The organism is Leuconostoc holzapfelii (assembly GCF_012396485.1).
Lineage (GTDB): Bacteria > Bacillota > Bacilli > Lactobacillales > Lactobacillaceae > Leuconostoc > Leuconostoc holzapfelii.
In genome coordinates this window covers 52,921-66,734 of sequence record NZ_JAAXPO010000006.1, presented here as the reverse complement: position 1 = coordinate 66,734, position 13,814 = coordinate 52,921, and the positions used below count along the sequence as shown (strand labels likewise).

Here is a 13,814-nt window from a genome sequence, read left to right as displayed (position 1 = left end):
TGTTTTTTGTTTAAATCAAGATTAAAAGTGGGAATTCATATTAAAATGTGAGATAATTAGCGCCGTATAGAATTTAATATAACTGTCGAGGTAGAACAAAAATGGCTATTGTCAAAGCACCAAAGTGGGCTTCTGCTGGTGCACTCATCGCACTTGGAATTGTTTATGGGGATATTGGGACTTCCCCACTTTATACGATGAATTCCATTCTCAATAGTGCGCGTAGCGTTTCGCAATTGCAAAATTTCGTTTTGGGTTCCGTATCATTAGTCTTTTGGACGTTGATGTTGATTACGACTGTGAAATATGTCATCATCGCACTGCGTGCGGATAACCATGGTGAAGGTGGTATTTTTGCCTTGTATTCGCGGGTGAAAGATAATAACAAGATGTGGTTATTGATTCCAGCCTTAATTGGTGGCTCAGCCCTGCTGGCGGATGGCACTTTGACACCAGCTGTGACGGTCACGACTGCAATTGAAGGGTTAAAAAACCAACAAATCGGGGCATTTTTATTCCCAGATAACCAGGCGGTCGTCATTGCTGTTGTGTCCGTTTTGTTGCTGATTATTTTTACCTTTCAAAAAGCTGGGACTAAAAAAATCGGTAATGTTTTTGGCCCTTTGATGTTGATGTGGTTTTTGTTTATCGGTATCTTTGGTTTAATTAATGTTTTTTCAGATCTCTCAATCTTAAAAGCGTTATCACCAACTTACGCCATTAAAATTCTCTTTGATCCGGAAAATAAAACAGGCATCTTCATTTTAGGGAGTGTTTTCTTGGCCACAACTGGTGCCGAAGCGCTTTATTCCGATATGGGCCATGTGGGTAAAAAGAACATCTACATTAGCTGGCCATTTGTCTATAGCATGTTAATTTTGAATTACATGGGGCAGGGTGCTTGGATTATGACCCACAGTCAAAATCCTGACATTTTGAGTCAATCATCCAATCCTTTTTTTGAAATTTTACCGGGCCAATGGCGCTTTGTCGGGGTTATTTTGGCAACCTTGGCAGCGATTATTGCTTCACAAGCCCTTATTTCAGGCGCCTATACATTGGTGAGTGAGGCAATTAACCTCAAGGTCATGCCGCGTTTGCGCATTTTTTATCCTAGCAATGTTCGCGGCCAAATGTATATTGGCATGGTGAACTGGATTTTGTGTGGGATTGGTTTGCTTGTGGTTTGGACATTCCAAACATCGCATAACATGGAAGCAGCCTATGGTTTAGCCATCACGATTACAATGTTGATGACGACCATTCTATTGTTTGAGTTTATCAAGTTGCATGGCCAAAAACTGATTGCTGTTGGTTTCTTGTTGGTGTTTGGCTTTATTGAAATCGTCTTTTTGATTGCTAGTCTTGGCAAATTTATCCATGGTGGTTATGCCACTTTGATTATCATGTTGGCCATTCTTTCGGTTATGGCCGTTTGGTATTATGGGAATAAACGCCGAGAAGCCATCTCAAAAGAAGATGACTACCTTTCCTTAAAGGATTATCGCAAGCAATTAGTGAATTTGTCTAAAGATGAAGACGAACCAATTTTTGCGACCAATTTGGTTTATATCGCCCATATGCACCAAAATTATATGTTAAAGCGATCAATTATCTATTCAATTATTGGATCACGCCCAAAACGCGCTAATATTTATTGGTTTGTCACCGTCAAAGAATCGTCTGATCCCCATAGCAAAAGCTATGCCGTTGATATGTTGGGGACGAATAATATTGTGCATGTGACTTTTAATCTTGGTTTTAAAGTTGAACCCCAGATTAATGTTTATCTCAAACAAGTCGCGGGTGCGCTGATTAAGCAAAATATTTTGAAACCCCAATTTCCAAAATATGCGATGAATAAACATGGCAATGTCGGCGATTTTAAGTATGTTATGGCGAGTCAATACTATGCTGATTTATTAAATTTGCCAAATATTAATGCCTGGGATCGTTTCTTAATTGGCGGTCGTGTCTGGTTACAGTCTCACACCGTATCATCCAGTAACTTTTATGGGCTAGAATTTAGTGATGTCGTTGAAGAAATTGTGCCACTCTTCATCGCCAACACAAACCGTCAAAAACTGACACAAATTGAAGTGAAAAACGTCTTGAAAGAAACTGAATAGTATCATGATTACCGTGAGTGGGCCTTTGGAAAAAAGACGCGCTCACGGTAATTTTATTAAGGAAGTTTATTGTTCATTTAATCTCTTTTGTGTTAAATTAGTTAATGTAGCAAAAAAATAATATATATCAGGGGAATGACATTATGTCTGATAACACCAAGACAGAATTGCCACTTGACGAGGCAACAACACGCCTAGAACGTAGAAGATCGCAGGGAAAACGTCCCAAACGAAAAAAGACTTGGCGTGTGATACTATTTACTTTGAGTGCACTCGTACTAGTGGGTGTCGGTCTTGGTGTCTACTACGCAAGTTCATTGAAGCAATCGTTTCAAAATTCTTATTCCTCAACGGGCCTTAAATCCGAAAAGGCGGCGTCGCAACTCATCAAGGATAAAAAGCCGATTTCATTTCTTGTACTTGGGACAGATACGGGGACTTCCGGCGGGTTTGGTGCAGATCGTGACCGGTCTGGTTTAACAGATTCTTTGATGCTTGTAACGGTTAACCCGCAAAAAGAAACAACCACCATGATTTCAGTGCCAAGAGATATTATGACTTCAATCTCAGGTTTTGAAGCGAGTTTCCCGCAAAAGCTGAATGCAGCGTATGCTTTCAAAGAAACATCTGATGACCAAGCTTCGCTGGGTGATGGCGTCGGGACAACAATCGCCACGATTCAGGATATGTTTAATGTGCCGATTAATTATTATGCCATGGTGAATATGAGTGGCCTTGGGGATGTTGTTGACCAATTGGGCGGCATCCAAGCGAAGTCACCATTGACCTTCCGGTTCAGCCAAGATACGGCGCATGAAACAGGGGGGAATTTGTATCGGTTTACTGAAGGTGAAAGTACTTATTCGTATGCAGCCGATGGGGTAAACTTTAAAACGTATGACACGATGGATGGTAAAGCAGCCTTAGCCTTTTCACGGATGCGTTATGAAGATCCAAAAGGTGATTATGGTCGCACGCAACGCCAACGGATTTTGTTGGAAGCGATTATGAACAAAGTGAAGCAGAATCCAACAACCATTTTAAATACAAAATTCATTCATGCCACGACAAAAAATATCGCCTCAGATTTACAAATGTCTGATATGTTAGCGCTCGGTTCAAACTATATTGACGCCACCAAGCACATTGAATCCTATACTGTTCAAGGTGAAGGTGAAATGTATCAAGGGGTTTCATATCAACGTGTGACGACCGCACAACGTCAGGCGGTTACCGATACAGTGCGTGCAGCGCTTGGCCTAAAAGCAGCGACAACTGGATCTGAATTTGGTAGTGAGATTACGCCATCCCAACTGGCACAGGTGGGTTCAGCCGATGATCTCTACCCATCATCTGATACAACAAGTAACGAAAAGTTACCCAACAACTAACCATTTTTAAATACGTGAGGAGAGAGAGCGTATGCGCGTTTTGTCCGCTTTGAATAATCAGCGGTTCTACCGTTTTTATGTGTTACTTACAATCGCTATTGCCATTTTCTTATTGACACCGTTCATGTCATTGCTCTTATTGACAATTATCTTTGCTTATCTTGCGCTAAATGCCGGAAAACGTGTCCAACGGTTGACGCGATTATCGCGAGGTATTTCGATTAGTTTAGTGTATCTTGTTTTTGTTGGTTTTGTGGTGTGGGCTATTGACCATGGCGCCAATACCTTAATCCACCAAATGCGCAGCATGATTGTCATGGCAACGGATTCTAGTTGGCATGCGCATGGTATTTTTAAAGAAATCTACAAAAATATTCATCAATATACGAATTCAATTAGCACAGAACAACTGGTAACTAAAGCCTTGGCCCAGCTTAACCAATTAGGGCATATGCTGTATGAACTTATTTTGGCATTGCTATTTAGTTATATTTTTTGTATGACTTACCCGCAGTTAAGAAATTGGTCACTACATTTTTTGCATAGCCCATATAAGAAATTTTTTGGTGAATTTTATATTATTATTCATCGCTTTATCATTATCTTGGGCCGTCTATTTGAAGTACAATTACTCATTTGTGTGATTAATACTGCCGCAATGGTTGCCGTATTAGCCTTTTTGAAGTTTCCGTATCTGCTTGGATTTACCATCTTAATCTTTATTTTGGGCTTGATTCCTGTTGTTGGCGTGTTGCTATCGCTTATTCCTTTAACAATCACCGCTTTTATTATTGGTGATTGGCATACCGTGCTTGCCATTTTGGTTGCCGTTGCGGTCATTCATGCACTGGAGTCCTATTTCTTGCATCCCCATTTTATGTCACATCGTACGCACATGCCAATCTTGGTTATTTTGCTTAATTTGATTATTATGGAAAAGATTTTTGGTGTATGGGGCTTAGTGATCGGACTGCCCATCTTGACCTTCATGCTTGACTTTTTCAAGATCCAGCGATTTCGTGGTGCCTAGCTAAAATTTTTCAGCCATCAATTTTGATGGCTTTTTTATTTGACATGTCATAGTTTAGGTGCTAATCTAATAAGTGTTAAATAATTAATCTTCGGGGCAGGGTGAAATTCCCGACCGACGGTGATGGTCTAAAGACCAAAGTCCGTGACCCACTTGTTATGGCAGGTGGTTGACACAGTGAGATTCTGTGACCGACAGTTAAAGTCTGGATGGGAGAAGAGATAGACGATGTAGGCGTAATAGACTATGTTGGCTTTTTTGAATCGATCTTAAACGTTTAACCCGGTGTGCTTTTATTTGCACACCGGGTTTTTTGTCCTGAAAAATAGGAGGGTATTGATGGACGATTTAACATGGTTACGCATGGCCGCGCTCGCGGCCGAAAAAGCGCAACCTGAAAAAACTTTTGAAAATCCACGCGTAGGGGCAGTGATTGTCAAAAATGGTCAAGCAATAGCGATTGGTTGGCACGAGTACTTTGGGGGGGCACATGCAGAAATTAATGCCTATCGGCAACTCAAGCGTGCCGAAGATGCTATGGGCGCGACGCTTTATGTGACCCTTGAACCATGTGCGGTTCATGGAAAGGTTGGGTCTTGTGCAGAGGCAATGAGTCACTGGGGTTTGGCACGGGTTGTCATTGGTGATTTAGATCCTAACCAATCAACACATGGCTTTGGCGTTCAAAAATTACGATCTGCCGGCATGCTTGTCGATGTTATTCACACGACAGACAGTCAGCGATTAAACCCAGCATTTTATCAATTTCATACGCATCGCATGCCCTATGTTCAACTCAAATTAGCACAGTCGCATAATGGAATGGTGACAGCAGCACCCGGCGTTCAAAGTAAAATCACGGATGCAGTGGCTGACCGCGATGTGCATCTGCAACGTGCGGCGGCCAGCGCCATTTTGATTGGCAGTGAGACGTGGTTGATCGATCAACCGCGATTAAATGTCCGTGGCATCACTTTAACGCATCAACAGCCACTGCGCGTGGTGATTGATCGGCGTGGTCGATTGCAAAACCATCCCAGTTTAAGATCTAGTAACTGGCTTGTGTACACCGAAAATGAAGTGTTTGCCCAAACGGATAACGTTGTTTTAATGGCTGACGGGTTAACTGGTGTCATGGCCGATCTTGGGCAACGGGGGATAAAATCCCTCATGGTCGAAGGCGGGCCAACGTTAATGCAAAGTTTTTTAGATCTGTGTCTTTGGCACGAATGCTTAATTTATACATCAGATACACCTTTAACTGGCGGTGTAGCAGGGCTGACACTTACGCAATCACCAGATAATCTGCAACGTGTGGGCAACACGTTACGCAAACAATATTTTAATCAGGAGGTCGCCCCATGTTTACTGGCATCACACAAGCCGTTGGTAAAATAACCAAATTAACCAAACGGCATGATAAAGAATTACGACTCACTGTGACGACGGACAAGGCTTTTTTTGCACCAGCCCTTATTGGTGCAAGTATTATGATTGATGGGGTTTGCCTCACCATTATCGATAAGACCGAGCAAACTGCTGACTTTGATGTCATGCAACCGACATTTGATACAACGATTGTCCAAAACTATACCTTAAATCAACCGGTGAATCTTGAAATGGCAATGCTGGCAACGGATCGGTTTGATGGGCATATCGTGTCTGGACATGTGGATGGTATGGCAACAGTCACGCGTGCGAGACAAGCTGGTGAGACCGTGTGGCTGACCTTTCAGCCAAACCAATCGGACTTGATGGCACAGATTGTTCCCAAAGGGGCAATCACGGTATCTGGTGTGAGTTTGACCGTGATTGAAACGGACCAGACGACATTTACTATCGGACTCATTCCACATACGTTGGCTCACACTAATTTGAACACATTGACGGTAGGGATGCACGTGAACATCGAAACGGATGTCATCGCAAAATATTTAGCGGGGATAAATCATGACGAATACAGCAATACAAAAGGTGCGTGATGCGGTTACTGCATTAAAGCAAGGCCAGTTCATTATCCTGACCGACGATCAAAATCGGGAACATGAGGGGGACTTGGTCGGCTTAGCCTCGTTTGCGACACCAGAGCGCATTAATGAAGCGCTTCTACTCGCAAGAGGGGTCTTGGCGGTACCAATGACTCAAGCACGTGCGACACAATTAGGATTAGATCAAATGACGCGCCACAATTCGGAGAAATTTGGCACAAAATTCACTGTGAGTGTTGATCATGTTGACAGTACCACCGGTGTGTCAGCTTTTGAACGGGCACATACGATTCAACAATTAGCCAACTTGAGTACCACTGGGGCTGATTTTGAAACCCCGGGGCACATTTTCCCATTGGTTGCTGATGATGGCGGGGTGCTAAAACGGCAAGGCCATACTGAAGGCGCGGTAGAACTGGCTAAAATTGCTGGGGTGCCACCAGTCGCCTATATCATCGAAATTTTAGATACCGATGGGCATATGGCCAGAGAAACAGCGTTGGCCGAACTGGCAAAAACGCATCAGATTCTCCAGTTATCAATGGCTGATTTAATGGCTTATTGTGCATTTCAAGCAACCCTTACCGTTAAAGAAGGTGTGACTGTCCATCTACCCGCTCAATTTGGTGATTTTAATTTGACCGCTTTTGAGACGGGGCAAGCCGAACCGACCCTCTTGATTCAAAGTCGGACACCGGCAAAACAAGTGCCGCTGGTGCGCCTCCACTCAGAATGCGCCACTGGTGATATTTTTGGCTCGGTTCGATGCGATTGTGGGCCTCAGCTGCATCAAGCACTTCAAATGGTCGATGAACAGGGTGGTGCGGTTTTGTATTTGCGTCAAGAGGGGCGTGGCATTGGGCTAAGTGAAAAATTACGAACTTATGTTTTACAAGAACAGCAATATGATACCTATGATGCCAATGTTCATCTCAATCATGAGCCCGACGAACGCGTGTACGCTCAGGCAGCAGAAATGCTGATGGCAGCTGGCTTGACAAAAATTAAGTTGTTGACCAATAACCCCGATAAAGTTGCAGCGTTGCAGGCGTATGGCATTGAGGTGGTTGAACGCGTCCCTTTGATTGTCGGCGCCAGCGCCTACAACAACCGATATCTCGCAACCAAAAAAGAAAAATTCCAGCACTTGCTATAAGGAGCAAAACTATGATTTATTCAGGTAATTTAGTACAACATCAAGGGCGCCGGATTGCCATCGTGGTCAGCCGGTTTAATGAAATCATCACCGAGCAACTCCTCAAAGGTGCACAAAGCACACTTACGATGCACGGTGTACAACCCGAAAATATCAGTGTATTTTGGGTCCCCGGTGCGTTTGAAATCCCAATGGTTGCCAAGAAGCTTGCGGCAACGCAAGCCTTTGATGGCATCGTGACGTTAGGTGCCGTCATCAAAGGAGACACCGCACATTATGATCTTGTCATCAATGCTGCTGCCAATGGGGTGGCTAATGTGAGTCTAACCACAGATATACCGATTGTTTTTGGTGTTGTGACGACGGATACGCTAGAACAAGCGCAACACCGTGCGGGCGCCAAAGCGGGGAACAAGGGGATGGAAGTCACGATGAGCTTATTAGAGGTATTAAGCCTTTATGATGAGATTGCAACCATCGGTTAATAGCCAAACGCGATTTGCTAGGCAAGTCGCGTTTTTGTGTGGTGTCACCTCATGCGACCAAATATATCGCCGTATATACCACATAGGTATAGATTGCAGAATAGTCTTAAGATAGGGGGTACAATCAATGTAGCTTAGAAAGATTGGAGACGCATGATGGAAGTGATATTACAAGTGGATGAGAATAACCAAGCACCAAAAATTATTGTCAGCACACCGCAAAAGGCCCCCTATTTTGAAAGCTTAGTTTCTAGCCCTTCATTTGTTGCAGAGTTTGAGACGCCGTTAGATGCATTGACGGTGGCGATAATGATTTGGGGCGCAATGGGTGTCGTATTTTTCTTCTCTCACTATATATTCTTATTAGAAAAATTGAGCATTACCAAACAAACAATTTATCACTTTATCGCCACTTATTGTGGTTATACGTTATTAGCACTATGTGCTGGTTGGTTTCCAAATACATTAAGTTGGTTCATTTTCTACACTGGTATTTTTGTTCTTGTATGCTGCATAATCTGGTATGTTTCAATGACAGAAGCTAAAAAATTAACAGCGGAGCTAAATAAACTAACAGCGTAGTCTTAATTTCAGGAAATTTTTTAACTATAAAATTTACCATTCATGTGATCCCTTAATTGCCATTAACGGAACAGGCAGGGCAAAAAGTGTCACTTGGCTGTTTGGGGTCTACGTACTTAATCTAGCGCTAGTCATCATATTTTCAAGCGAGCGATTTATAGCTTGCTTTTTGTTTTAAAACAAATTCATTGACAAACGACGTGTTTTTACATAAAATTTACTTATAAAAAATAAGTGAAAACAAGGAGCAAAATATGGCGCCAGAAAAAGTTGTTTTAGGATTAGATACATTTGGAGACTTACCTAAAAATAGTGATGGGGAGTTAATGACGTATGCGCAAGCATTGCGTCAAGTGGTCAAAGAAGCAGTGCTAGCAGATGAATTAGGCGTCGATATCATCACATTAGGCGAACATCACCGAGATGAATTTGCCATTTCAAGTCCTGAGACTGTCCTAGCAGCAATTGCCACACAAACCAACCAAATTCAACTTGGGTCAGGGGTCACGGTTTTGAGTTCTGATGACCCCGTACGGGTGTTTGAACGATTTTCAACCGTTGATGCTGTTTCTAATGGCCGTGCGCAAGTCATTCTTGGGCGTGGTTCCTTTACCGAATCTTTCCCGTTATTTGGTTACGATCTGGGGGACTATGATGCGTTATTTGAAGAAAAGATTGCCCTGTTTTCAAAGTTGCTCGAAGAAAAGCCGTTTGATTGGCAAGGCGAATTGACGCAGAGTTTGAAGCAAGCCAACGTCTTTCCAAAAACTGAAAGTGGTCATTTAGATACCTGGGTCGGGGTTGGCGGCTCACCAGAATCGATTGTTCGGGCGGCACATTTTGGGTTCCCAGTTATTTTAGCCATTATTGGTGGTGATCCTGTACGTTTTAAGCCATACGTTGAACTATACGAACGCGCCGCGCAGCAATTTGGCATGCCAACGCACCCACTTGGGATGCACTCACACGGTTTCATTGCCGATACCCAAGAAGCGGCGGTTGAAATGGCTTGGGAAAATATTAAACTAGCCTTTGATAAGATTGGGGTCACGCGTGGCTGGGCGCCAATGTCCCGTGAACATTTTGAACATGAAATCACGTCTGGTTCCATGTATGTTGGGACCCCAGAAGTGGTGGCGCAACGCATGGCAAAAGCGATTAAAACACTTGGCGTGGGTCGCTTTGATTTGGTCTATGGGGCTGGCGAACAGCCAGCGTCAGCCCGTGAACGAATGATTACTTTATATGCCACTGAAGTGATTCCACGGGTACGTGAATTATTAGCGGAGGATTAAGGATGGCCATTCAAACAGTTGGTATTTTTGGCGCGGGTAAGGTGGGGATTGTTTTAGCGCAATTAGCCTTAAAAGCGGGATATGAGGTCCTGATTGCCGGTTCGGGACCCGTTGAAAAAATTGCCCTAACAGTTGAAGTCTTAGCACCTGGTGCCAAAGCTGTCACGGCCGCAGAAGCAGGAGCGCAGTCTGATTTAGTTATTTTAGCTTTACCGCTAAGTAAATATGAAACGATTGACCGTTCTGGTTTAGATGGGAAACTCGTGTTAGATGCCATGAATTATTGGTGGGAAGTTGATGGCATTCGCACTGATTTAACCAATCTCTTGCAGTCGTCAAGTGAACTTGTCCAGCGCTTTTTGCCAAACAGTCACGTGGTCAAAGCTTTTAATCATATGGGGTATCATGATTTGTTTGACGAGTCAGTGCCTCAAGGGACGCTAAAGCGTAAAGCGCTAGCGTTGGCAGGAGATGATGACGATGACATCACGATTGTGCGATCATTTATCAATGATTTAGGTTTTGATAGTTTGTTTATCGGACCGCTGGCAAATGGCATCATGCTTGAACCTGGGAGTGAAGTATTTGGCGCTAATGTCACCTTACCAGAACTGCAAGCCATGATTGCACGTTTTGCGCAATCACCCCGTGGGCAAGAAATTCAATTAGCCCGAGAAAACGCCGCTTTGTAGGCGTTTTTTTAGTATAATGAAATACAAGAGGTGGCCATGCGTATTTTATTAATTGACAACTATGATTCATTTACCTATCTGTTGGTAACTTACTTTAAAGAATTGGGCGCTGCAGTCACCGTGGTGACGCCTGATGACCAAATGGCCGCAATTGTGCGCCAAAACCCTGCAACCATTCAGGCTGAATTTGATGCATTGGTGATTTCACCGGGCCCAAAGTCACCGGCAGAAGCGACATTTAGCTGTGATGTCGTGACGATATATGCTGGCCGGTTGCCAATTCTGGGGGTTTGTTTGGGGCAACAAGTGATTGCTGCTGTGTTTGGTGGGCAAGTTGTTCGTGGTGAGCGGCCACAGCACGGGGTGACTGCTCACATTACACACCATAACCAAGGCCTATTTGCCGGGTTGCCACAGCACCTCACTGTCGCCCGTTACCATTCCTTGGTTGTGACTGACTTACCTCCAACGTTGGTTGTCGATGCACGTAGTGAAGATGGGGTGATTCAAGCATTGCATCACCAGTCATTGCCAATTTTTGGGGTCCAATTTCATCCTGAAAGTTGGATAACAACCCACGGTCGTGAAATACTCCAAAATTTCTTAAAACAGGTACAGCAAGTTGAAAACATTTAAGCGCACAGACATCAATATTTGGGATTTGTTCATGGCCAATTATAGCCCGGAAGAATCCCTCGTTTTTTTACATACTAGTCAGTCGGGGACGGCTGAACGGTACAGTATTTTGGGTCATCTGCCCTACGCCACAGTGACTCAAAAACAAGGGGTCGTGCGATATAACGGGATGATTACGGCCCAGTCATTTCCAGAAGCTGTTGATGCATTACGCACACAAGACGATCCGCAGTTACCAGATTGGCCAATCCAACCAGAAATTTTAGGCTTCGTCAGTTATGAAGAAGATCCCGCGCGATTTAGTCGCTATGATGAATTGTTTTTGTATGATCATGACACGAAAACGCTTGATGTCGCACAATTTGGCCACACAACAGCTGACTATTGGCTCACTCCAACGTCCCCATTGCCAGTACCAAAAAAGGTGCCCGCGGTGAGCCAGCCCGCCGCTATTTTTATGGATCAAACGCGACAAAATTATATGGCCAGCGTAGAAAAAATGCAGGAACACATGGCAGCCGGGGATCTTTATGTTGGCAATTTAACGCAGCAATTCGATATTTTATCAGATGCCCAACCAATTAGTGTCTTTCAAGCTTTGGTAGCGATCAATCCTGCGCCATTTGCCAGTTTTTTACAATACCCAGATTGGCAGATGACCCAAATTTCCAGTTCGGTGGAACGGTTTGTGGCTATTCAAGATCGGCAACTCATCACCAAGCCGATTAAAGGCACCATCGCACGTGGGCGTGATGCGCAAACCGATGCGCAACAAAAAGCGCAACTCATCAACAACCATAAAGACAGCGCGGAGCTGCTGATGGTGACGGATTTACTGCGCAACGATGTGGCTCGCATAAGTGAACCATTGACGTTAACCGTAGACAAGTTTGCGGCGGTTGAAACGTTTGCTCATGTGCATCAGCTGGTCACCACTATTAAAAGTCAGGTTAAACCAGACTTAACGTTTGCTGAATTTATGACAGCCATGTTTCCTGGGGGATCCATTACTGGCACGCCCAAACGCAGTGCACAGGCTGTGATTGCCGAATTAGAAAAAAGACCGCGCGGCATTTACACGGGGATGCAGGGGTGGTTAAATCAGGCGATGGATTTAGACATGAATATTGCGATTCGGACGTTGGCTTATGATGGCCATCATTATCAACTTGGTGTTGGCGGTGGGGTGACTTATGAAAGTGATGCAGCGGCAGAATTTGACGAAATTTTGGTCAAGGCGCAACCGTTTTTGAACGTCTTTGGGATTGACACCGTGCCAACGCCCATTTTTACTACTGGTCAGGTGAAAAATGGGCAACTCCTAAACTTGTCAGCGCATGTGCAAAGATTAGAAAAACAGTATCAGCATGCGGATTTAACAGCTCAACTGCAAGTATTTGCAAGCCAAGTTGAAAATGGCGTTTTGCGCGTTAGTACGGATGGCGATGCTTTGACTGTCGCCACACGCCAATTGCCACCTTTGACCGGTGCATATCGTGTGAAACTAGCTGATCAACCGCTGCCGCCATCAGTGTTAACCCAGTACAAATTATCTGGGCCAACGTTTCAAAAAGCATTTCATGAAGCGGTTGGTCGCGCAAAAGCTGCAGGGTATCAGGATGTGTTGTTTCACACCAACGGGTTGGTGACTGAATTAGCGATTGGGAACTTTTTAGCCCGTCGTGGCACGACTTACTATACCCCCGCAACACAAGCGTTACCAGGGACGTATCTCGCCCAGTTTGCGAAGTCCCATGAAGTGGTTTGGCAAGATATTCCCTTAACTGGTTTAAAGGCATTTGATGCGTTTTATATGACAAACGCCGGGCGAGGCTTAGTCCCAATCGTACTCGATGACATTTAAGTTGATTTGTCGTATTTTCTAATTAAAATGCGGTACAATAAACTTACAAATTGTCAGTCACGCGTTGGACAGCTACGTTGTCCTTGATTAGAAGTGGTGAAAGATCACCAGTAAAGGAGTCAGCATGGAAAAATCTGAAATTTTAGCCAATCTAGATGCAGAAGCATTTGAAGTCACACAAAATGCAGCCACGGAACGGCCGTTTTCCGGGCAGTATGATGCATTTTATGACGATGGGTTATATGTCGATATTGTGAGTGGTGAACCTTTGTTTACCTCGAAAGAAAAATATGATGCAGGTTGTGGTTGGCCATCATTTACGCAGCCGATTGCTGATAACATCGTAGAAAAAAATGATACCTCCTATGGTATGTCGCGCGTCGAGGTGAAATCACGCGCAGCTGATTCTCATCTTGGCCATGTTTTTCCAGATGGTCCAGCAGCGACTGGGGGGCTACGCTATTGCATTAATTCAGCAGCCTTACGGTTTATTCCTAAAGCTGACATGGCAGCGGCTGGTTATGGCCAATATTTAACCCACCTGACTGAGGATAAATAACTTTGAA

At 44.0% G+C, this 13,814-nt stretch carries 13 protein-coding genes and 1 riboswitch; all 13 genes read left to right on the top strand.

Annotated features, from left to right (window positions below; all coding sequences use genetic code 11):
- Window positions 1–101 precede the first annotated feature (101 nt).
- The 13 genes from HF966_RS06285 (at window position 102) to msrB (ending at window position 13,807) form a co-directional block, all read left to right on the top strand.
- The gene (locus HF966_RS06285; protein ID WP_168677192.1) at window positions 102–2,129 is read left to right on the top strand and encodes a KUP/HAK/KT family potassium transporter; all 2,028 of its coding nucleotides are present in this window, start codon (window positions 102–104) and stop codon (window positions 2,127–2,129) included.
- A gap of 143 nt (window positions 2,130–2,272) precedes the next feature.
- Window positions 2,273–3,520 carry an LCP family protein gene (locus HF966_RS06280; RefSeq protein WP_168677190.1) on the top strand — a complete coding sequence of 416 codons (1,248 nt, stop codon included), beginning with the start codon at window positions 2,273–2,275 and terminating at the stop codon, window positions 3,518–3,520.
- A 31-nt stretch (window positions 3,521–3,551) separates the two neighbouring features.
- Window positions 3,552–4,550, top strand: coding sequence for an AI-2E family transporter (locus HF966_RS06275; protein WP_168677188.1), 999 nt, complete (start codon window positions 3,552–3,554; stop codon window positions 4,548–4,550).
- Window positions 4,551–4,633: 83 nt separating this feature from the next.
- A riboswitch (FMN riboswitch) is annotated at window positions 4,634–4,775 on the top strand.
- 114 nt (window positions 4,776–4,889) lie between these two features.
- On the top strand, window positions 4,890–5,948 hold the full coding sequence (gene ribD / locus HF966_RS06270) for a bifunctional diaminohydroxyphosphoribosylaminopyrimidine deaminase/5-amino-6-(5-phosphoribosylamino)uracil reductase RibD (protein ID WP_168677186.1): 1,059 nt from the start codon (window positions 4,890–4,892) through the stop codon (window positions 5,946–5,948).
- Complete coding sequence (locus HF966_RS06265) at window positions 5,912–6,532, top strand: riboflavin synthase (protein WP_168677185.1); 621 nt, start codon at window positions 5,912–5,914, stop codon at window positions 6,530–6,532. Before ribD ends, HF966_RS06265 begins: the two co-directional genes overlap by 37 nt.
- Complete coding sequence (ribA, locus tag HF966_RS06260) at window positions 6,501–7,694, top strand: GTP cyclohydrolase II (protein ID WP_168677184.1); 1,194 nt, start codon at window positions 6,501–6,503, stop codon at window positions 7,692–7,694. Before HF966_RS06265 ends, ribA begins: the two co-directional genes overlap by 32 nt.
- Before the next feature lie 11 nt (window positions 7,695–7,705).
- Window positions 7,706–8,179 (top strand): 6,7-dimethyl-8-ribityllumazine synthase, encoded by a 474-nt coding sequence (gene ribH, locus HF966_RS06255; protein ID WP_168677182.1) that lies wholly within the window; start codon window positions 7,706–7,708, stop codon window positions 8,177–8,179.
- 153 nt (window positions 8,180–8,332) lie between these two features.
- On the top strand, window positions 8,333–8,761 hold the full coding sequence (locus HF966_RS06250) for a DUF3021 domain-containing protein (protein WP_168677181.1): 429 nt from the start codon (window positions 8,333–8,335) through the stop codon (window positions 8,759–8,761).
- Between the two features lie 254 nt (window positions 8,762–9,015).
- On the top strand, window positions 9,016–10,056 hold the full coding sequence (locus tag HF966_RS06245; protein WP_168677179.1) for an LLM class flavin-dependent oxidoreductase: 1,041 nt from the start codon (window positions 9,016–9,018) through the stop codon (window positions 10,054–10,056).
- 2 nt (window positions 10,057–10,058) lie between these two features.
- Entirely contained in the window at window positions 10,059–10,748 is a 690-nt protein-coding gene (locus tag HF966_RS06240) for an NADPH-dependent F420 reductase (RefSeq protein ID WP_168677178.1), read from the top strand.
- A gap of 36 nt (window positions 10,749–10,784) precedes the next feature.
- Window positions 10,785–11,384: an anthranilate synthase component II gene (locus HF966_RS06235; protein WP_168677176.1), complete on the top strand. Its 600-nt coding sequence runs from the start codon at window positions 10,785–10,787 to the stop codon at window positions 11,382–11,384.
- A 31-nt stretch (window positions 11,385–11,415) separates the two neighbouring features.
- The gene (gene pabB / locus HF966_RS06230; RefSeq protein WP_168677174.1) at window positions 11,416–13,248 is read left to right on the top strand and encodes an aminodeoxychorismate synthase component I; all 1,833 of its coding nucleotides are present in this window, start codon (window positions 11,416–11,418) and stop codon (window positions 13,246–13,248) included.
- A 124-nt stretch (window positions 13,249–13,372) separates the two neighbouring features.
- The gene (msrB, locus tag HF966_RS06225; protein ID WP_168677172.1) at window positions 13,373–13,807 is read left to right on the top strand and encodes a peptide-methionine (R)-S-oxide reductase MsrB; all 435 of its coding nucleotides are present in this window, start codon (window positions 13,373–13,375) and stop codon (window positions 13,805–13,807) included.
- Window positions 13,808–13,814: the final 7 nt, after the last annotated feature.

What these genes read in the sequence shown, in the direction of transcription:
- HF966_RS06285 (WP_168677192.1), top strand. Translation starts at nt 102, where the DNA reads ATGGCTATTGTCAAAGCACCAAAGTGGGCTTCTGCTGGTGCACTCATC.
- HF966_RS06280 (WP_168677190.1), top strand. Translation starts at nt 2,273, where the DNA reads ATGTCTGATAACACCAAGACAGAATTGCCACTTGACGAGGCAACAACA.
- HF966_RS06275 (WP_168677188.1), top strand. Translation starts at nt 3,552, where the DNA reads ATGCGCGTTTTGTCCGCTTTGAATAATCAGCGGTTCTACCGTTTTTAT.
- ribD (WP_168677186.1), top strand. Translation starts at nt 4,890, where the DNA reads ATGGACGATTTAACATGGTTACGCATGGCCGCGCTCGCGGCCGAAAAA.
- HF966_RS06265 (WP_168677185.1), top strand. Translation starts at nt 5,912, where the DNA reads ATGTTTACTGGCATCACACAAGCCGTTGGTAAAATAACCAAATTAACC.
- ribA (WP_168677184.1), top strand. Translation starts at nt 6,501, where the DNA reads ATGACGAATACAGCAATACAAAAGGTGCGTGATGCGGTTACTGCATTA.
- ribH (WP_168677182.1), top strand. Translation starts at nt 7,706, where the DNA reads ATGATTTATTCAGGTAATTTAGTACAACATCAAGGGCGCCGGATTGCC.
- HF966_RS06250 (WP_168677181.1), top strand. Translation starts at nt 8,333, where the DNA reads ATGATGGAAGTGATATTACAAGTGGATGAGAATAACCAAGCACCAAAA.
- HF966_RS06245 (WP_168677179.1), top strand. Translation starts at nt 9,016, where the DNA reads ATGGCGCCAGAAAAAGTTGTTTTAGGATTAGATACATTTGGAGACTTA.
- HF966_RS06240 (WP_168677178.1), top strand. Translation starts at nt 10,059, where the DNA reads ATGGCCATTCAAACAGTTGGTATTTTTGGCGCGGGTAAGGTGGGGATT.
- HF966_RS06235 (WP_168677176.1), top strand. Translation starts at nt 10,785, where the DNA reads ATGCGTATTTTATTAATTGACAACTATGATTCATTTACCTATCTGTTG.
- pabB (WP_168677174.1), top strand. Translation starts at nt 11,416, where the DNA reads ATGGCCAATTATAGCCCGGAAGAATCCCTCGTTTTTTTACATACTAGT.
- msrB (WP_168677172.1), top strand. Translation starts at nt 13,373, where the DNA reads ATGGAAAAATCTGAAATTTTAGCCAATCTAGATGCAGAAGCATTTGAA.